16 protein-coding genes and 1 pseudogene are annotated in these 19,599 nt (G+C 69.1%); 11 read left to right on the forward strand and 6 right to left on the reverse strand.

Going from position 1 to position 19,599, the window contains the following annotated elements:
• Positions 1-2 precede the first annotated feature (2 nt).
• Entirely contained in the window at positions 3-1,556 is a 1,554-nt protein-coding gene (locus G4X40_RS09165) for a hypothetical protein (protein ID WP_277831893.1), read from the reverse strand.
• Complete coding sequence (locus tag G4X40_RS09170; protein WP_277831894.1) at positions 1,549-2,571, reverse strand: hypothetical protein; 1,023 nt, start codon at positions 2,569-2,571, stop codon at positions 1,549-1,551. Before G4X40_RS09170 ends, G4X40_RS09165 begins: the two co-directional genes overlap by 8 nt.
• A gap of 97 nt (positions 2,572-2,668) precedes the next feature.
• Here G4X40_RS09170 and trmB point away from each other — a divergent pair, with 97 nt between their 5' ends.
• The 3 genes from trmB to G4X40_RS09185 are packed head-to-tail and all read left to right on the forward strand — an operon-like array spanning position 2,669 to position 6,914.
• The gene (gene trmB, locus G4X40_RS09175; RefSeq protein WP_408642175.1) at positions 2,669-3,430 is read left to right on the forward strand and encodes a tRNA (guanosine(46)-N7)-methyltransferase TrmB; all 762 of its coding nucleotides are present in this window, start codon (positions 2,669-2,671) and stop codon (positions 3,428-3,430) included.
• The gene (locus G4X40_RS09180; protein ID WP_277831896.1) at positions 3,427-4,092 is read left to right on the forward strand and encodes an NYN domain-containing protein; all 666 of its coding nucleotides are present in this window, start codon (positions 3,427-3,429) and stop codon (positions 4,090-4,092) included. The genes trmB and G4X40_RS09180 overlap by 4 nt, the downstream gene beginning before the upstream one ends.
• 56 nt (positions 4,093-4,148) lie before the next feature.
• Entirely contained in the window at positions 4,149-6,914 is a 2,766-nt protein-coding gene (locus tag G4X40_RS09185) for an MMPL family transporter (RefSeq protein WP_277831897.1), read from the forward strand.
• 30 nt (positions 6,915-6,944) lie between these two features.
• Here G4X40_RS09185 and G4X40_RS09190 read toward each other — a convergent pair whose 3' ends face one another.
• On the reverse strand, positions 6,945-7,967 hold the full coding sequence (locus G4X40_RS09190; protein WP_277831898.1) for a hypothetical protein: 1,023 nt from the start codon (positions 7,965-7,967) through the stop codon (positions 6,945-6,947).
• A gap of 105 nt (positions 7,968-8,072) precedes the next feature.
• On the opposite strand from G4X40_RS09190, the gene G4X40_RS09195 reads away from it, so the two are divergent.
• Positions 8,073-8,729 carry a TetR/AcrR family transcriptional regulator gene (locus G4X40_RS09195; protein WP_277831899.1) on the forward strand — a complete coding sequence of 219 codons (657 nt, stop codon included), beginning with the start codon at positions 8,073-8,075 and terminating at the stop codon, positions 8,727-8,729.
• 197 nt (positions 8,730-8,926) lie between these two features.
• On the opposite strand, the pseudogene G4X40_RS09200 reads toward G4X40_RS09195, so the two are convergent.
• Positions 8,927-10,215, reverse strand: a pseudogene (locus G4X40_RS09200) (IS256 family transposase).
• 280 nt (positions 10,216-10,495) lie between these two features.
• On the opposite strand from G4X40_RS09200, the gene G4X40_RS09205 reads away from it, so the two are divergent.
• A complete protein-coding gene (locus G4X40_RS09205) occupies positions 10,496-13,069 on the forward strand; it encodes a hypothetical protein (RefSeq protein ID WP_277831900.1) in 2,574 nt (857 codons plus the stop codon).
• 169 nt (positions 13,070-13,238) lie between these two features.
• On the opposite strand, the gene G4X40_RS09210 is transcribed toward G4X40_RS09205, so the two are convergent.
• A complete protein-coding gene (locus G4X40_RS09210) occupies positions 13,239-13,748 on the reverse strand; it encodes a hypothetical protein (protein WP_277831901.1) in 510 nt (169 codons plus the stop codon).
• A gap of 219 nt (positions 13,749-13,967) precedes the next feature.
• Between G4X40_RS09210 and G4X40_RS09215 the strand changes: the two genes are divergently transcribed.
• The 3 genes from G4X40_RS09215 to G4X40_RS09225 all read left to right on the forward strand — a co-directional run bounded on the left by G4X40_RS09215 (position 13,968) and on the right by G4X40_RS09225 (position 16,366).
• The gene (locus tag G4X40_RS09215; protein WP_277831902.1) at positions 13,968-14,378 is read left to right on the forward strand and encodes a helix-turn-helix domain-containing protein; all 411 of its coding nucleotides are present in this window, start codon (positions 13,968-13,970) and stop codon (positions 14,376-14,378) included.
• Between the two features lie 54 nt (positions 14,379-14,432).
• Positions 14,433-15,056 carry a PIN domain-containing protein gene (locus G4X40_RS09220; protein WP_332844331.1) on the forward strand — a complete coding sequence of 208 codons (624 nt, stop codon included), beginning with the start codon at positions 14,433-14,435 and terminating at the stop codon, positions 15,054-15,056.
• Positions 15,057-15,397: 341 nt separating this feature from the next.
• Positions 15,398-16,366: a hypothetical protein gene (locus G4X40_RS09225; RefSeq protein WP_277831903.1), complete on the forward strand. Its 969-nt coding sequence runs from the start codon at positions 15,398-15,400 to the stop codon at positions 16,364-16,366.
• A gap of 49 nt (positions 16,367-16,415) precedes the next feature.
• On the opposite strand, the gene G4X40_RS09230 is transcribed toward G4X40_RS09225, so the two are convergent.
• Complete coding sequence (locus G4X40_RS09230; protein ID WP_277831904.1) at positions 16,416-16,655, reverse strand: hypothetical protein; 240 nt, start codon at positions 16,653-16,655, stop codon at positions 16,416-16,418.
• Between G4X40_RS09230 and G4X40_RS09235 the strand changes: the two genes are divergently transcribed.
• From G4X40_RS09235 to G4X40_RS09245, 3 genes are all read left to right on the forward strand, one after another.
• On the forward strand, positions 16,648-16,959 hold the full coding sequence (locus G4X40_RS09235; protein ID WP_277831905.1) for a type VII secretion target: 312 nt from the start codon (positions 16,648-16,650) through the stop codon (positions 16,957-16,959). The two genes, G4X40_RS09230 and G4X40_RS09235, sit on opposite strands and share 8 nt — an antisense overlap.
• Before the next feature lie 74 nt (positions 16,960-17,033).
• A complete protein-coding gene (locus tag G4X40_RS09240; protein ID WP_277831906.1) occupies positions 17,034-18,773 on the forward strand; it encodes an alpha/beta hydrolase in 1,740 nt (579 codons plus the stop codon).
• A gap of 92 nt (positions 18,774-18,865) precedes the next feature.
• On the forward strand, positions 18,866-19,339 hold the full coding sequence (locus G4X40_RS09245; protein ID WP_277831907.1) for a hypothetical protein: 474 nt from the start codon (positions 18,866-18,868) through the stop codon (positions 19,337-19,339).
• Positions 19,340-19,599 lie beyond the last annotated feature (260 nt).

The following is a 19,599-nucleotide window of genomic DNA, read 5'->3' on the forward strand; positions in this document are numbered from 1 at the left end:
TGTCACTCTCCGTACTCCGAACTCCGACAGGCCTCGCCGGCCCGGCCGCCCTCGGGGAGGGGCCGTTGCCGAGTTCGACGCACCGACGACGCGTGCGGTTCCCCCCGATCGGCCTGCAACTCGGCGAGCACGGCGCCCAGTTCCGCCAGATCCGCCTCGACGGCCCGGACGGCGGCCGAGCGCTCCGCCGCGCACCGCTGCAACTCCCCGTCCACCGCGTGCAGCCGACGATCGATCCGTTCGAGCCGGTCGGCGTTGGCGCGGGTCACCTCGGCGACCGCGCGCGCCTCGGCCTCGAGCGCGGCGGCGAGCACCGCCTGGTCCCAGGCCGCCCGGAAGTCCGCGAGCACGTCGACGGACCACTGCTTGACCCGCACTCGATCGGCCAGGTGGGCACGCGACCGCACCATCCACCACGCGGCTCCCGCCCCCAGCGCGAGGGTGGCCGGGATGGAGATCAGGTCCCAGGCAGGCACCAACGACATCGGCATGACCACCAACCGGCCCAGGCCGACCCCGCCGGAGGCGCCCACCGCGATCATCATCCGGTCCTCGGTCCCCCGCCGTCGCGGCTCGGGAGCACCGATCGCCGGGCCGTCGACGGCGACGCGCTCGGCCCCGCCCAGCCGGGCGGCGACCGCCTCGCCGAGCCGCTCGGACGCCTCCGACAGCCGCTGCCGCAGGTCGTCCGCAGACCGGCGCAGCTCGCCGCGATCGGCGGCCTCGATGTGCCGGCGCACGTCCGACGTCAGGGTCCGGCACTGCGCCGCGACCTCGTGGGCGAGGTCGACCCGGGCGAGTTGGAACCGCGCCCGCACCCCTGCCAGTTCCGCGGGCTGCCCGTGCCCGCCGCGGCCGGTGCCGCGCGCCCGCACCAGTTGCTGCCGCTCCGCGCGCAACGCCTCGACCTCGCTGCTGCGGCGCAGCGACTCGACGAGCGCGCGTCGCTCCGCCGCCGCCTCGATCAGTCCGTCGGCGGCGACCGCACGGATCCGATCCCGCAGGAGGGCCTCCCGGGCCGCACCGCCGGCGACCGCCTGCCGCAGTGCACGGTCCAGCGCCGCCACGCCCGGCTCGCCCACACCCGACACCGCGATCACGGCGGCGTCGGCGTGGTTGCGGGCGTGCGCGCGCAACAGGGCGCGGTTCCGCTCGGCGACCGCACGCCAGTCGCGGTGCAGATCCGCCTTGTTCAGCGCGAACACCGTGGTGGCCGGATCGGGGGCGGAGCGTGTGAGCAGTGCGAGCTCGTCGACGCCCAGGGGTGTCCCGGCGTCGAGCACGAACACCGTCACCGTACCGGCACTGCCGACCTGGAATCGGTTGCTGCCCTGAGAGTCTCGACCTTGCAGGAGCCCCGCCAGGGTGCGCACACCGACGCCGGGCAACCCCAGCACCCCGACCGTCGCGGCACCCTCGTCCGCGCGGCCCGTCCGTTCGAGCCGTTCGGCGGCCTCCGGTGCAAGGCGGCGCAGCACCGTCCGGGCCCGGTCGACCGCACCGTCGCGGGCGCGCACCGTCGCGGCAGGTCCGGCGCCGGGCGGGCCGTCAGGCACCCGGGGCCGTCTCTCGCGCACGCAACCGGACCGCCAGTGCCGCGTAGCGCCGGTGCTGGTCCATCGCCGCACGCCAGGCCGAGGTGTCGGTGGCGGCGTGGGCACGTTCCCGCCACCGTCCGGCGATCTCGACGGCGGCGCCGGAGGTGCGCGGTTCGTGCCGGCGGTCCAGCACGGTCGCCACCCGCAGGCCGGCCGCCTCCGTGGCGAGCAGTCGTTCGATCGCATCACGCCGGGTGCCGGTGGCCGCCTCGGCGTCCAACTCGCGTAGCTGCCGGTCCACCCGCAGCGAGCGGGCACGGTCGGCGAGCACGGCCAGCCGGGAGACCACGGCGTCGACGCCGCTCCACTGCGACATCCGGGCGAACAGCGCCGCATCGTCTCCGGCCCACGCCGACCCTGCCCCTCCGGACCCCGACCCCCAGGACCGCAGGGCGGACACCACGCAGCCGATGCCGTACAGGTCCCAACGCTCGAGCAACGACCGCCGCCCGGCCTGCTCCTGCTCGGATCCCGCGGACACGAAGTGCTGGGCATCGACGGGCATCTCCCCCGCCTCGGCGATCGCGTGCAGCAGCGCGCGGTCCTCCGGCGACAGCGCCGCTGCGTCCACCGAGGCCCGGCCGAGCCCGGCTACCGTGGGCAGCACCGGCCCCGGCAGGGCGGACAGCCCGGCCGGCAGGCCCGCGGGCAGCGTGTCGGCCTTGTTCAGCACGACCAGCGACAGGCGGTCCCCCAGCCCGGACAGCCATCGCCGATCCGAGTCGAGGACCCGGTCGGTCAGCACGTACAGCACGACCTCGCAGTCGTCGACCGCACGGGCGCCGACCGGATCGTTCGTCGCCGGATCGTTCGTCGCCGGGGTCTCGACCAGCTCCGCGGCGACTCCGGCCGCGGCCAGCCTCGGCGCCAGCGCGCCGATCAGCGTCGACCTGCCGACCCCGATCCGGCCGCACACGGCCACCCGCACCGGCGGCGTCAGCAACCGGTCCGACAGTTCTTCCCCCTGCAGCATCTCTCCCCCGCACATACGCTTCACCCCTCGTCGGTGCAGGGTCAGGTTACGGGCCTGACCTCGACATATCCAGCCCCACGTGCTGCACGGGGCGGATATACGGAACCATGGACGCGTGAACACCCCCGACAGCGCACCCTCCCGGCTCTACCCGAGGGTGACCAGCTTCCGGTCCCGACGCGGCGCGCTGACCGCGCCACAGCAACAGACCTGGGAACGGCTCTGGCCGGTGATCGGGGCCGACGTCGGCGACACCCCGGTCGATGCCGACGCCTGGTTCGGCCGTCACGCGCCGCTCGTGCTGGAGATCGGTTCCGGCACCGGAACCGCCACGGCGGCGATGGCCCAGGCCGAGCCGGAGATCAACCTGATCGCGATCGAGGTCTACCGGCCGGGGCTGGCCAAGCTGCTGCAGACCATCGACCGCGAGACCATCGACAACATCCGGTTGCTGCGCGGCGACGCCGTCGACGTGCTCGAGAGCATGATCGCCCCGGAGTCGCTGACCGGCGTGCGGGTGTTCTTCCCGGATCCGTGGCCCAAGGCCCGCCACCACAAGCGCCGTCTGCTCAAGCCGTCCGCGTTCACGCTGATCGCCTCGCGGCTGGTCCCGGGCGGCGTGCTGCACGTGGCCACCGATCACGCGGATTACGCGGAGGCCATCGCGGAAGCAGGAAACTCGGAGCCTGCGCTGCGTAGGCTCGACTGGGAATCGCTGGTCCAGGACTCGTCAACTGCGGAAATGCCGATGAGTCTGGAGCGGCCGACCACCAAGTTCGAAGGCAAAGCGGAACGGGCAGGGAGCGCAGTGACAGAGTTCACGTGGATGAAGAGCGTGTCCACCGGAGAAGAGAAGTGACCGTGGGCGACGGACAGCGCGCCGCAGGGTCCGCCGGCGCCCCGTCGCGCCGGGTGCTGCTGGTCTGGGATGCCCCGAACCTGGACATGGGCCTCGGTGCCATCCTCGGCGGACGTCCGACCGCCGCCCACCGGCCGCGTTTCGACGCGCTGGGCCGCTGGCTGCTCTCGCGCACCGACGACCTCACCGGTGCCGACGCCCCGCCGCCGGAGCCCGAGGCCACGGTCTTCACCAACATCGCGCCCGGCAGCGCCGACGTCGTCCGGCCCTGGGTCGAGGCGCTGCGCAATGTCGGTTTCGCGGTGTTCGCCAAGCCGAAGGTCGACGAGGACAGCGACGTCGACTCCGACATGCTCGACCACATCGCGCTGCGGAACCGGGACAACGGCCTGGCCGGCGTGATCGTCGCCTCCGCCGACGGTCAGGCGTTCCGCGAGCCGCTCGAGGTGCTCGCCGAGGCCGGGATCCCGGTGCAGGTGATCGGTTTCCGTGAACACGCCAGCTGGGCGCTGTCCTCGGAGCTGCTCGAGTTCGTCGACCTCGAGGACATTCCCGGCGTCTTCCGCGAGCCGCTCCCGCGGATCAGCCTGGACTCGCTGCCCGCCGAGGGTGCCTGGCTGCAGCCGTTCCGTCCGCTGGCCGCCCTGCTCAGCAGCCGGTAGCCCGGCCGCCCCGCCTCGCGGCGAGTCCAGCTCAGCAGAGAACGAAGGAGTCCGACGTGTTCACCAGATGGGGACGGTTCGTCTACCGCCGCCGACGCGTGGTGCTCGCCGTGATGGTCATCGCGCTGCTCATCGCCGGCGGGATCGGCCTCGGACTCGGCAGCCGGCTCAGCCAGAGCGGCTACGACGACCCGGCGTCGCAGTCGACGCAGGCCGCCCAGCTCGCGGACGCCACCTTCGGCCGCGACCACGGCAGCGACATCCTGGTCCTCTACACCGCGCCCGAGGGCAAGACCGTCGACGACCCGCAGCTGACGCAGGAGATCCAGGCCAGCCTCGACCGGCTCAAGACCGAGCATCCGGGCGTCATCGGCTCGGTCATCAGCTACTGGTCGACGCACGCGACGATCTTCACAGACGACTCCAAACAGCATGCGTTCGCGCGCGTCGAGCTCACCGGCAACACCGACACCGAGACGCTCAACCAGTTCAAGACGGTCAAGAACGACTTCGACATCCCCGGCGTCAAGGTCGAGGTGTCCGGGCTGCAGCCGATCGGTGACGCGATCGGCAACGGCATGGAGGAGGACACCCGCCGGGCCGAGGTGATCGCGCTGCCGCTGGTCGCGCTGCTGCTGTTCTTCGTCTTCGGCGGCGTCGTCGCCGCCTCGCTGCCGGTGATCATCGGCGTGCTCACCATCGCCGGCGCGACCGGCGCGATGTGGGTGATGACCCACTTCATGGACATCAACACGTTCGCCTCGCCGGTGATCAGCCTGATCGGCCTGGGCCTGGCGATCGACTATGGGCTGTTCATCGTCAGCCGGTTCCGTGAGGAGATCGCCGAGGGATACGACACCGGGGCCGCGGTGCGTCGCACGGTGATGACCGCCGGCCGGACCGTCGTGTTCTCCGCGACGCTGCTGCTCGTCTGCATGGGCGGGCTGCTGATGTTCCCGCAGGGCTTCCTCAAGTCGGTGGCCCTGGGCGGCATCTTCGCGGTCGCGTTCGCGGCGATCGCCTCGCTGACAGTGCTGCCCGCCCTGCTCGGCATGCTCGGTCACCGCGTCGACGCGCTGGGGCTGAAGTTCCTGCGCCGCACCAAGACACAGGAAGAGATCGAGAGCGGTTTCTGGGCCCGCACCACCGACTGGGTGATGAAGCATCCGGCCGTGGTCGCCGCGCCGATCGTGATCGTCATGCTGCTGCTGATCGTGCCGTTCAAGAACATCCAGTTCGGCGGTCTCAGCGAGACCTATCTGCCGCCGAACAACCCCACCCGCGTGGCGCAGGAGCACTTCGACGAGCTGTTCCCGAAGCTGCGCACCGACCCGATCAACCTGGTCATCGAGAACGCCGACTCCCAGCAGCTGAGCCAGATCGCGCGCGCGGCCAACCAGGTGCCCGGCTTCACCGGCAAGTTCACCCCGTCCCAGGCGACCACGAACGGTGTGGACGTGCTCTCGTCGACCCTGGTCGACAGCATGCACCCGCAGTCGCAGATCAATGCGCTGCGGGCGATCCCGGCGCCGGACGGGGTGCGGATCCTCGTCGGCGGCACACCTGCCAGCAACCAGGATTCGATCGACGCGGTCGGCGCGCGGCTGCCGTTCATGGTCATCTTCGTCATCCTGGTGACGACGATCCTGATGTTCCTGGCGTTCGGGTCGCTGGTGCTGCCGATCAAGGCCGTGCTGATGAGCGCGCTGAGCCTCGGCTCCACGCTCGGCATCCTGACCTGGATCTTCATCGACGGTCACGGCTCGGGGATATCGAATTTCACGCCCGGGCCGCTGATGGTCGCGGTGATCCCGCTGATGCTGGCGATCCTGTTCGGCCTGTCCACCGACTACGAGGTGTTCCTGCTCTCGCGGATGGTCGAGGCCCGCGAACAGGGCGCGACCACCACCGAGGCGATCCGGGCCGGCACCGCGCACACCGGCCGGATCATCACCGCGGCCGCCCTGATCCTGATCATGGTCACCGGCGCCTTCGGGTTCTCCGAGATCGTGATGATGAAGTACATCGCCTACGGCATGATCGCTGCGCTGATCCTCGACGCCACCGTCATCCGCATGCTGCTGGTGCCCGCGGTGATGCAGCTGCTCGGGGACGACTGCTGGTGGGCCCCGCAGTGGATGAAGAAGATCCAGCGCAAGATCGGCCTGGGCGAGATCCAGCTCGAGAACGAACTCGGCGACCGTCCCGCGCCGGTGCGGGACCGCGAACCGCTGACCGAGGCGATCCCGCGGATCACCGCGGATCTGACACCCGCGTTCGCCGCCGATGCGCCGGCGCCGGTCAAACCGTCCGCGCCGCAGCCCCGCCCGAAGCCGGCCACCGGTGGTTCGGGCGGCGCTGCGGCGCAGGGTGGATCCGAGTCGGGCCCGCGGGCCACGTCGAGGCCGGTCCCGGTTCTCCGGCCCGTTCCCGAGCCGAGGCCGGCCCCGGTGGCGAAGCCCGCTCCGGAGGCCGCGCCGGCCCCGGCACCCAGGCCGGCGCCCGTTCCCTCGCAGCGACAGCCCGCCCCTGCCCCGCAGCCGGTTCGGCCTCGTCAGCCCGCACCGGAGGCGGCCCGGCCCACACCGCAGCCCGCTCCCTCTCGCCCCGCGCCCACGCCGCGGGCGATGCCGTGGGAGGTGGCCACCGAATCGCCGGCTGCACCGGAATCCGCCGGCGCCAACGGCAGCGAGGTCCCGCGCCCGGGACGTCGGCGGAGGATCCCGGAGACCGAGGCGGAGACCACCAGCGGCGGCCGGCACCGCGGCGAGGACGGGCCGCGGGTCACCGTCAGCGAGTTGCTGCGCAAGCACCGGGAGTGATCCCGGCGGGGCCCGACCGGATGCCGGGCGTCATTTCCGGTAGTGCTCGGCCACCGCCGTGAACGCCATCTTGGGCTCCCACGCCATGTCGGGGTAGGTGTGGCCGCGCCGGTCCTCGAGCACCTTGACGATCCCGAGGCCGGCGAGGTCCAGGTCGTCGCGCGGGTCACCGTTCGGCCGGTGCGGATAGTTGTAGAGCGCGAAGAGAAACACGAAAGTGCTGTCGACACCCTCGCTGTCGAAGATCTCGAGCAGTTCACGCAGATACGCGGCCTGGCCGGCCTCGTCACGTGTGTAGTGCCCGTTCAGCCGGATCGGGTCACCGTATGCGTCATGCTCGGCGATCTCCATGCTGCGGGGCGCGACGTCACCGGAGCCGGACCACGTTGCCGTCCCGAATCCGGTGACGGCCACCGGCTTTCCTTGCGCGACGAGCGTGCGCACACCCTCCCGGAACCGGTCTGCCACCTCTGCGGACCGGATCAGTTCCATCGACAAATAGTCGAACGGGGTCCAATCGATCTGCTCGAACTGTATGCAGGCGTAGGTGACCTTGCCCTCGAAGCGTGCCCGCACTCGAGGCAGCACCTCACCGAAGAAGTCGTTGAGCCGTGTACTCACCTCGGCGAACCGGGCGGGCCGGGCATCGGGGTCACCCAGCAGCAGATCCAGTCGCTCCGAAGTGCTTTCGCCGGGGATGAAACCGTGGTTCATGATGCTCAACTCGACACCGGCGACGAACACGACCTCGGCTCCGGTGCGTCGGATCCGCTCGGCGCGCTCCGCGCAGTCGACGAACAGGGTCGCGATCTCGTCGGGGGTCAGGTCCAGCGGGTAGGGGGAGAACCAGACCTCCAACCCCACCTCGGCGGCGCAGCGAGCGGCGAGCTCGAGTCGGCCAGGGTCACCGCCGACGATCTGGACTGCGGTGCAGTGCAGATCATTTCGGATGATGGAGAGTTCGCGCCCGACCACCTCGGGGTCGAACTCCTCACGTGACACCCTGCCGTTCCGGACGAAGCCGGTGTCGTAAGTCATTCCCTTGCCGCGCATCTGAGCGGTCCCTTCCGTCGGGCATGTCGGTTCGCGGTCACACGCTAAACGTAAACATGCGTGCACGCAATATTGCGCGGGCGCAGTCTTTGTTGACATGATGGTGTGGTGTCGACGGAACAACCCGGGTTGCGCGAGCGCAAGAAGCAAGCCACTCGCCGAGCTCTACGCGAATCAGCACTGAGACTGGCTCTCCAACGCGGACCGGAAAACGTGCGCGTCGAGGACATCGCCGAGGCCGCCGGCGTCTCACCCCGGACCTACAACAACTACTTCTCCAGTCGCGAGCACGCGATCGTCGCCGGCGTCACGGCCGAACGGGAAGCCCAGGTCGCTGCGGCAGTTGCCGCACAACCCTCGACCGCCCGGCTTTCCGACGCCATCACCGATGCGATCGTCGAGCAGTACACCGACGCGGGCGAACACCGTCGTGATGCGCTGCTGCTGATCACGACCCAGCCAGCCCTCCGGCAGGCGTTCCTGGGCACCACGAGCGCCCTGGAGCAACCGCTCGCCGACGCCATCACCGAGCGACTCGGCGGCGCCGACGGCCACACGGCTCACGTGCTCGCCGCCGGCGTGGCAGTGGCGGTCCGCATCGCACTCGAGCGTTGGCTGCGACCGGCGGATGAAAACCTCACTGGCACTGGCCTGGTCGTGATGTCCGGATCACTCCCCGACCACCTCCGCGCCGCGCTCGCACCGCTGGCGCCGGCACTCGACTCGGCCGCGAAGAGTCACCACGACACAGAGCGCGGGTGAACCCGACACACGCACCGGCGGGAAGGCACCGAAGACCGACACGGAGGTCACCGGGGTCGGACGGCACCGCTGCGACCCGAACGGGCCGCGGGTGACCGTCAGCGAGTTGCTACGCAAGCACCGGAGTAACGCCGACGGCGACCGCCACACGGTCAAGTCCCGGGATGTGGTGTAGCGCTGCGTGACCCGATGCTGGGTTAGGCGGACAGGGCGGGCATGGTGTCGACTCCGATCTCGGGTTCGGTGGTGATGGTGGTCAGCCGGCAGCGGGCCAGGATGTCCAGGCCGAGGTAGCGGCGCCCTTCGGCCCATTCGTCGGTCTGCTCGGCCAGCACCGCACCGACCAGGCGGACGATCGCGTCGCGGTTCGGGAAGATCCCCACCGAATCGGTGCGGCGACGGATCTCCTTGTTGAGCCGCTCGGTCGGGTTGTTCGACCAGATCTGCGTCCACACGTCTTTCGGGAAGCCGGTGAACGCGAGGATGTCCTCGCGGGCGCCGCCGAGATGGTCTGCCACCGCGGGGAGTTTCTCGGTCACGTAGTCGAGGAGCCGGTCGAACTGGGCGTGCACCGCCGGGGCGTCGGGCTGGTCGTAGACCGAGTGGAGCATCGCTTTGACCGCCGGCCACATCGATTTCGGGCAGATACTCATCAAATTCGCGGCGTAGTGGGTGCGGCAACGTTGCCAGCAGGCGCCTGGCAGGTTCGCCGCGATCGCCTCCCGCAGTCCGGCGTGGGCATCGGAAGTGACCAACCGGACCCCGCCGAGTCCGCGGGCGACGAGGTCGGCGAAGAACTCGTTCCATGCCGCGCCGGTTTCGCTGGTCGCCACGCGCATGCCGAGGACCTCGCGGTGCCCGTCGCCGTTGACGCCGGTGGCCAGCAACACGACGGTGTTCACGACGCGGCCGCCTTCACGGACTTTCATCGTGAGCGCGTCCGCGGACACGAACGTGAACGGGCCAGCTTGATCCAGCGGGCGGTGACGGAAGTCGTCGACGAGCCCGTCGAGGTCCTGGGCCATACGCGAGACCTGCGACTTCGACAACGAATCGATGCCGAGGGTTTTGACCAGTTTGGGGGCACCGCCCGCTGCGATGATCGCGAAGCGGGCAGCGGGGGAGCCATCCGGCGGGTCGAGACGCCGGCGAGGTAGCAGTCGGCGACCACGGTGATCAACGCGGACTCGGCGCGTTTGCGGCGTTCGAGGAGCCATTCGGGAAAGTAGGTTCCTTTGCGCAGTTTCGGGATCGCGACGTCGATCGTCCCGACGCGGGTGTCGAGGCCGCGGCGGCGGTAGCCGTTGCGTTGGGCGCTTCGGTCCGGGCTTTGCTGGCCCCATTCGGCGCCGACCACGGCGTCGGCGTCGGCGGAGAGCAGGGCGTTGACGATCGTTTGCAGCAGGTGACGCATCAGATCCGGGGAGGCTTCCGCGAGTGCCTCGCCAAGAAGGCCTGCAGGATCGACAATATGGGGTGCGGTCATCGTGGGGCTCCGTCCGAGAGTGCTTGGAAGGTTCACTCGAAAGGGTCACGCGGTGGCCGCACCTCGTCCAGGACGAGGACGGTGACCGCGCTACACCACTATGCGGGACTCAACTCCCGCGGACGCCGTCAAAGCCCTGAACGAACGTGCCCGCACCGACCGTCTCGCCGCCGAAACAGGCACCGAGACCGCCGAGCCGGGGGCATCGGTGTGGCTGTCCGACGAGCTGCAAGCGTCCGCCGGGGATGTCATTTGCACCCGCCGCAACGACCGTCGGCTGATGCTGACGGCCACCGATTTCGTGCGCAACGGCGACCGCTGGACGCTCAACAACGTGCACCCGGACGGGTCCGTGACCGCCACCCGGATCGGCGACGCCGCCCGGACCATCACGTTGCCGGCGGAGTATGTGCGTGAGCACGTCACGCTCGGCTACGCCCGCACCATCCACGGCGCCCAGGGCATCACCGCCGAGTCCTGCCATGTCGTCGCGACCGGCGCAGAAACCCGGCAACTCGCCTACGTGGCGCTCACCCGCGGCAAACGGGCGAACCACCTGTATCTCGGCACCGCGCACGATGGTGACCCGGAAACCGTGCTCCGCCGCGAGGTGCTGTCCCCGCCGACCGCGGTCGACGTGCTCACCGGAATTCTGTCCCGGGACGGGGCACAGAAGTCGGCCACCACCACCGCACGGGAACTCGCCGACCTCGCCACCCGGCTGGCGGCGGCCGCCGCCGCGTTCGAGGATGCGGTCGGCACCGCGGCCGAACACCAGGCCGGCGCCGAGAAGCTGGCGCGGATCGACGCCGCCGCCGAACAGATCCACCCCGGCCTGACCGACGCACCCGCGTATCCGGTGCTGCGCCGCCGCCTGGCGGCCCTCGACCTCGAACTCGACGGAACCGATCCGATCGACCGGCTTGCGGCAGTCGTGGACTCGCGCGAGTTGGCGACCGCCGCCGACCCGGCTGCCGTGCTGGACTGGCGCCTCGCCCCCGACCCCACCGGCAGCCACGGCGCCGGCCAGGGCCTGGTGCCGTGGCTGCCGAAGATCCCGATGATGCTGACCATCGACGCCGCCATGGCCGACTACCTCGGCCGCAGGCGTGATCTCGTCACCGACCTCGGCCGCAGGCGTGATCTCGTCACCGACCTCGCCGCGCAGGTCCACGCGCGTGCCGCCGCATGGGATACCGCGTTGGCGCCGCGGTGGGCGCGCCCACTGCTCGCCGCCGGCCAGCGCGAGCTGGTCGCCGACCTCGCCGTCGCCCGCGCCGCATTCGCGGTCCCGGACGCCGACCGCCGGCCGACCGGACCGCACCGCACCACCGCCGCGCAACGCCGCGCGCAACAACGCCTCGACGCCCGCGCGGCCGAGGTTCTCGGGGATCCGCACGCGCACACCGGCCGCTGGCAGCCCCTCGCCGACCAGCTCGACCCCCGCATCACCACCGATCCGTATTGGCCCGAACTGGCCGAACGGTTCACCACCGCCCACCAGTCCGGTATCGACGTCCCGGCCCTCGCCGGTGAGGCAGTGGCGGGGCGGCCGTTGCCCGACGAACTGCCCGCCGCCGCCCTGTGGTGGCGGCTGTGTGACCGGATCACCGCCGAGGGCTGCGACGCCGCAGCAACAACCGACGGTGAAAACCCGCAGGCCCCACCAGTTCTCACCCCGCAGCAGTTCAGGGATGGTTTATCGGTCAACGATTTCTCCCGAGCCTTGCCTGCAGCGGCCGCCGGGACGGTGGTCGCGGAACGCCAGCGGGCGCTCGAGCACGCCACCACCCACCTCACCGCCGAGGCCAATACCTTCGTGTTGTCGCAGGATCCGACGGCCCGTGCCACGCAGATCCGCGACTACGCCCACCAGATCCACGACTTCTACGAGCAGCGGGCCCGGACCCTGCTCGGTGAGCTGCTACCCGACCACAACATGCGCACCCTCGAAGGGGATACGGCCGGGTGGCGGCAGGTGACCCGGCAGATTGGCCGCACCGACATGGCCGAACGGGATACTCCTGCGATCGTGCTGACGGCGGTCAAGGAACTGCAGAAGGTCGGCAAAGCGAAGGGCTTCGACCAGGCCGGCAACACTCCGGCGCGGGTTTTGGCCCGCCAGATCGCTGCCGCGCGTGGTCCGTTGCCCGAGCGGACCGACGACCTGCAGCACATCGGCCTGCTCCTACCGCCGCCGCACACGAATCCGGCCACCCCGCTCGCCCGGACGGCGAAGACGATCACTACCGCGATCCGTGAGCACACCGACACCGCCGAACGCGACCAGCCCACCTGGGTGACCGCGCTCGGCGATCCTGGCGCCGACCCGCGCCGCCACCGGTTGCGCCGCGAGGTCATCGAAGCGATCACCTCGCACCGCATGTTCACCGGCACCGCGCTCGAGGACCCCGACCCGATGGGCGGGGTCCACCCCGACACCAACGGGCCACTGCGCGACGCGATCACCGCGATCGACGGCCGCCACTACCGGGCAGACCACGCCCGGATGAGCGACCAAGAACTGGCCACCGCCCGATCCCTCGCCACAGCACGGCTGGTCGAAACCCGCACGGCCCTCGCCGCACCCGAACTGCGCCGCGCCGCCCGCACCGAGGCCGGCATGGCCGCCCTCGAACACCGACTCGACGCCCTCGAAGACCACCCCCACATCCAGCGCGAGCTCGCCGACGTCGCCGCGATCGACGCCGAGCGTCACCTGCGGACGATCCCCGGCTACGCCCCGCCCGCCCGAAAAGCCAAGCCCACCCGCCCGGCGCCGGCGGCCACCACCTCGAACTTCACCTACGACATGGGTTACGAGGCGCCCCGCGACACCGGACACGGCCTGTAGCCACCGGAAACTGCTCGTAGAAGAGAGGGCTGCCGCGAGGCCGCTGCGCGCCCTCTTGCCCTCGATCACCCGTACCCCGGCGGCGAGGTGGGCCTGTCACCGGCTGTCTCGAGGAAGCCGAAAGCGGCGGCCCCCATAGGTAAATGGGACCGCCGCTTTATGGATGACGCTATCCGCGGATCACGATTTCGATGGCGTCGACGCTGACACCGTAGGTGGCGGCGAGCCCGGCTTTTGCCTGCGCGATCGTCAGCCCCGCCGAGACGGCTGGCGTCGGCTTCACTGCACTGTCGCGGTCCACCTTCTGGAAGTCGGCGCCGTCGAGATCGAGGCCCAGAGCGTCGAGGCTGGTGTACCGGACGGGGTTACGGTCCCCGCCCCACACGTTGGGGGAGGCGATGCGGGCGTACTCGCTGAACTCGACCTTCCAACGGCCCTCGACTCCGACTTCGGTTGCCGGGCTGATGCGGGAGATCCGGCCGATCAGGAAGGCGCTGCCGTGGGGTTCGTTGCCGTCGGCGTAGTCCTCGACGTTGTGGGCGTTCTGCGTGCACACGAGCCACGTGCACTTCTTGGCGCGGGTCGGGTCGAGCTTCCAGGCCTGGGAGCCGCCCTCCCGGAGGATCGTTGCGGGGCTCTTGGCGGTGAAAACGACGACGGTGTCTTCGGTTGTGATCATGAAAACCACTATAACAACTATGACGAAAGTATCAACTAAGTATATAAAAAGCATCTACTTTAGGGGTGTGACCTGGCCGGATGGCGCGCCTGTTGCCCTCGTTCTGCCGGCCGTGCGTACTTCTTGCCACGGCCGATCGCCGTGGGGAAGCCCCAAAATTGAGTTGCACTTATAAGTGCAACTGTTTACGGTCGGTGGTGTGCAAGGAGGTGCGCGGCGATGAACTCGATGGTTGATCGTGGGGCTGCGAAGGCGACACTGATGGTGACCGCGGCTGAAATGTCGCAGGCGGGCGCGGTCGACCGTTCGGCATTGGAGTCGGTGGTGCCGCCGGAGCTGGCGGGGGTTCTTGTCGAGGTGACGCGGATCGTCGCCGCAGGGGGAACGGTCACGATCGGAGCGATGCCGGAGGAGTTGACGACGACCTCGGCTGCGGACCTGCTTGGCATTTCACGTCCGACGTTGATGAAGCTGGTCACCACCGGGCAGATCGCCGCCCACAAGGTCGGTACCCACACCCGGCTTCGTACCGCTGACGTCCTCGCCTACCGCGACCGTCTGCGTGAGCAACAGCGTGAGGCGTTGTGGGAACTCCGCGACTTCGAAGACTCCGAGGGCCTGGACTACTGATCTCGATCCGCGCGCCTGGTGGCACGTTCGGTGCCGGCGCCTATCCTCACTCGGGTGAGTGCAGGGGTGCCGAACGTGCTGCCGGACGCGAACGTGCTGTATTCGAGGACGTTGCGCGATTGGATCTGCCTGCTCGCCAACAGGTCCGGTCCGCCACTGTTCCGACTCTGCTGGACCGAAGACATCCTTGCAGAGCTGGTCTACCACCTGCGGAAGAATCACCCGCACTTCTCTGATCAGCAGATCGGCGGCGTGCGAGACCGGATCACCGCTGTCGCTGAGCATGGCCGGATCCGCGGATACGAGATCGATCCGGGGCTCGAGTACACCGACGAGTACGACGCGCACCTGCACGCCGCGGCCGAGCACGGCCGCGTCCAGTACGTCATCACCAGCGACGAGGGATTCCACCGGTTCGCTGCCGACAACGACGACCTCCTCGGATACGAGGTCTACACCCCGGACGACTTCTTGATGCTGGTCCACAAGGACTCGATCATCACCGTTCGGGAAGCGCTGCTCGACCAGATCGCCTATCACCGCCGGCGAGGAGGGTCGTTCAACCTTGTTTCCCGGCTCGAATCCGCACCGGCCCCGAACTTCGCCGCCGCAATCCGCACGATGATGCAGACTCCGGCGGTCGCTCGGGCGCTCTCATGCGCGCCCGAGTGGGCTTGAAGACCAAGCGGAGTGGATAGGTCGAGATCCGGTCTTCTATCGATTCCCCTGACCGATACCGGCTGGGTGTGGCAGTGGCAGTCGGCGGGGCCTGCGGTCACGCTCTCGAGAAGGCCGAATGCGTCCCCTGCGTTGCGCGTCGGTTCGTCCCCGAATCCGAGGACACGCAGTTGCTGTCTGCGGTAGCGTCCGGGCCGGTTCGTGGCACCGTTTCCGAGTGGCTGTCCTCACCGTGGCGCTCGGATGAAGCCAGTGTGTTCGTGTGTGGCGAATCAACTTATGGCAGCGTCGAGCAGATTTCGTACTGAAGGTGAGCGGTACATGAAGGCGGGTCGACGAGCATGCCCACGTTCAGTTTTCACACCCACACAGGTGAGTCTCACCAGCATCTTTCCTTCCGGCCGATGCCTCCCTCACCGGCGTTGCTGTCGTGCCCAGACAAGAACCAGCAGAGGCTCGAGTCGGCGGTGTTCCGCGCCTTGTCGGGGATCGACGAACGGTCGGCTCATCCCCTCCACGTCGGGCGTATTCGCCTCGTTGATGGGGATGCACCGATCGTCTTCCTCGACGGTGACGCCGAGGGACGATCTGTCTGCGCGCAGTTTCTGGAGACAGTCCTCCCCACCATCGACTCCGATGGCTACGTGGAGGATTCGCCAGGGATCCGGATCAGGGGTGCCCGGGGACGGGATCTTCACCTGGGGTTCGCGCAGACCGATGCCCTGCTCATCATCAGGGGTGTCGGGGACATCGATTGGGCTGCTGATCTGAAAGCCCATCAACGGAACGTCGATCAGTGGGGGACCACGACGCTCAGCCGCCGGCCCACCCTCACTGCGGAAGAGCGCGAATTCCTGGAAGGGCGTTCAGACGATCCGCTGGTGGCGCTGGAATCGAAACTGCTGCGGAGGATCGGGGTCTTCACCAGATTCAGTGCAGCTCACTGCACATACACGTACAGCAACAGCAACACACTGAAGGTCTGGCTCGAGCTGAACCACAAGGTGCCGGGCAGCCATGACCTACTCGTCGCCGCCCTCACCGATCCACAATGGGGGCTCGGGATGCTCGTGCAGGATCAGTGGTGCACCTGCTACCGCCCCGGGCGTGATTCCTGCTCGGTAACGCTGGTGACGCCATCCGGGGATGCGAGCCTGGTGTTGATGCTGAACTATTGCGAATCCCGCCTCAGCCCAGAAGATTTCGCGAGCGTCGGAGCAGATGATCGCTGGATAAGCCGGGTTTTTCCTCCATCAGCGAGTCTCGAACCCTGGTCTGAACGGCGGATTCTCGAACGCCCCGGCCGATAGGCCGACGGCGGATCACTTCCTGTCCGGCCACACTGTCGGGTGGCGGTGGTCAGGGGTTACGCAGCATGTCCACGGCTTCGGCCATGCCGTAGCGGGCGACGAGCACATCGAGGACTTCGTCGCCGGTCAGCGGCGTTCGGCGTGGCGGCGTGCACCTCGTATTGCCGTGCCCGGCGGCGGGTCCACACCACGGTTGCCGCGGGAACCTGCGCGCCGTCTTGTTACCGTTACCGGCGAGTTCGGGCAGGGGAGATCCCGAAGCAGACACGGGGGTGATCGCGGTGACCACGCCGCAGGTGTTGAAGGTCGACGCGGGCCTGTTGCGGCAGCTCGGCGCGGATCTGCAGGGGCAGGCCGATCAGGTGACGGGTTTGGACGCGGCACCGGTGTTCGATCCGATCGTCGGCGCGTTGGCCGGTTCGGATACGGCCCGGGCATGCGCGCAGGCGCCTGCCGCGATCAAGGCCGCACTGGCCCAGGTCTCGGGCCGGCTGTCGCAGATGTCGCAGACCGCCTCGTCGAACGCGACCGCCTATGAGGACGCCGAGCAAGCGTTCTTCGACCAGTTGCGCGGTCTCGGCGGTGGCCTGTGAGGCCGGGGATCGGGCAGCTGCGGGCGTGGCAGCCCCACGCCCTCGGTACTGCGGGTGTAGGTCTGGATGGGGTGGTGGACCGGTTCGACCAGACCATGTCGCAGGTGGTGCGTTCGGTCGATACGGCGATGGACCATTGGCAGGGCAACGGTGCCCGGGCCGCGCAGGGTCGTGCGGAGATGGAACACCAGGCAGGGAACCATCTTGCGGCCGGGCTGCTGGCCGTCACCGACGCCCTCAGCGCCGGCCAAGGCGGCATCGGCGCGGCCCGAGACGCCGTGCTGCACTTGGTGACCACGGCCGAGAGTCGGGGTATGACGGTGGCCGAGGATGGGACCGTGACCGCGCCGGCGGCCCCGGCCGGAATCCCGACGACGGTGGCGGCGATCGCCGCCGTCGATCCGATCATGGCAACGATGGCGCTGGCGTACCTGGAGCAACAGGCCGAGGCCGAGATGCTGACGGTGCAGATCCACGGCGGGCTCATCGCGGTCGACGCCGCCGACCAGGCTGCCGCGGCGGCCGTCGCCGCGGCGATCGGGGCGCTGGCCGGCGCTGCCGCCGCCTCCAGCCCGGGGCAGGGAGTCGATGCTGCTGCGGCGCCGTATGTGAACGGAAGCACGCCTTTGCCGACGGATCCGGCGGCGCTCAACGCGTTGTGGCGCACGTTCTCGGCGGCGGACAAGGATGCCCTGTTCGCGAAGGACTCGAACCTCGGCAACCGTGACGGGATCCCCGTCGCGGACCGGGACCACTACAACCGGCTGAATCTGCCGACGCTCACGGCCTCGGCGCAGGCGACGGTCGACCAGCTCACCGCGCAGCATCCGGACTGGGCGCAGGGCAAGAACATTCCGACGCAGCGCAGCGACGTCGACTTCGCCTGGAAGTACTACGACTCCTGGCACACCAAACTGCAGGCCGCGCAGGATAAGCTCTCCGGCTTCGAGGCCGTCGACAAGCAGGTCGCCGGGCGGTCTGACCGGTTCTTGATGCAGATCGACGACGGCGGCCGCGGCGCGATCGCGATCAACAACCCCGATACCGCGCCGAACGTGACCACGTTCGTGCCTGGCACCGGCACCAAACTGCCCGACATCGCCAAGGACATGGGCCGCTCGGAGACGATGCTCGGCCAGGCCATTGCGTCGGGCGCACCGGCGGATTCGTCGGTGATCACCTGGTACGGCTACAACGCGCCACCGGAAATCCCCGACGCAGCGCACATCCATTGGGCCGATGCCGGCGCGCCGCGGCTCGACAGTTTCCAGGACGGACTCCGCGTCACCCATGACGGCGCACCGTCGTACAACGTGGTGCTCGGTCATTCGTATGGCACCACGGTGATCGGTGATGCCGCCGCGGGAGGGCATCACCTGGCCGCCGACAATGTGGTGCTGTTGGCCAGTCCCGGCGCCGACGCCGACCACGCCACCGATCTGCATCTCGACGGAATCCCACAAGACCAAGTCGGACAGCACATCTTCGCGACCAAGGCCGCCAACGATCCGGTGCCGCTGGCCAGTCACCTGTCCGACCTGTCGGTCGCCGGTGGCCCGGCTGGGGCGGTCGCCAACCTGATCGGCGAGGCTGTCACCGGACACGACGGTGGCCCGTTCGGGATCGACCCCACCAGCAGCGACTTCGGCGGGCAGGTCTTCACCTCAGATCCCGGACCGACCGGCCCCTGGTACTACCTTGGCTACAACCCGAGCGTGCACAGCAACTACTGGGACGTGGGGCCGAGCGGGCCGTGTGCCTCGTTGAAGAACATTGGAGACATCATGGCGGGCAACACCGGAGCGGTGAAATGACCCGCCGCGCAGCCTTGGCCTTGGCGGTCCTGGCCGCCTTGGTCGGTGTGCTCACCGGATGCAGCGGCCACACCAGTGGGAAGGAATCGGGCGTGGACCAGTCGTTGACCGAACAGGCTGCCAGGGACCGCAGCTACGACTATCTGCGGCAGACCCTCGCCGCGCTGCCTCCCGGGGTGAGCCTGTCGTATCACCCGGACAGCCCCGTGCTCGGTGACCTGCGTCCCGGTGTCACTGTTCCGTGCGATGACAGCAACACCGTCGAACACGGCCCGTGGAATGTCCAGATCAGGTATTGGCTGGTCGGTGTCCCGCCGGGGCAGGATCGGCACTATTTCGACCTGATCCGGGCCTTCTGGGCAGGTAAGGGGTGGACGATCCGGCACGGGTCAACTGATGACTACACCGTGGCCACCACGCCGGACGGTTACAGCATCGCCCTGCAAGACGCCGGCAAGGGACATGGATCGTTGAGCCTGGCTACGTTTTCCCCCTGTTTTCCCGAATCGGCACAGGGCACAACGACACCCCAGCCCAGCGTGATCGAACCGTCGGAGGCGAAGTAGTCGAGCACGGCCGCGTTCTCCTCGGCGTCCACGAACGCTGCCTGCCGTGTGGCTCGGGGCGCGAGCCGACGGCCTAGCGGACTGGATCCACCGTTTATCGGGCACTCCCATCAGCAGTGGTGCTGGCCCCCGGTTCCTGCCGGCCAGCACTGGTTCTTAGGAGTGGCTCGGCATGTGCACGAAACCAGGTGACCCCACTCGCTGACAGTCCCTTGTTCTGGTTCAGCTGCTGCCCAACAGATGGGACTGCTGCACGATCA

The sequence above is a fragment of the Speluncibacter jeojiensis genome, assembly GCF_029589495.1.
GTDB lineage: Bacteria > Actinomycetota > Actinomycetes > Mycobacteriales > Mycobacteriaceae > Speluncibacter > Speluncibacter jeojiensis.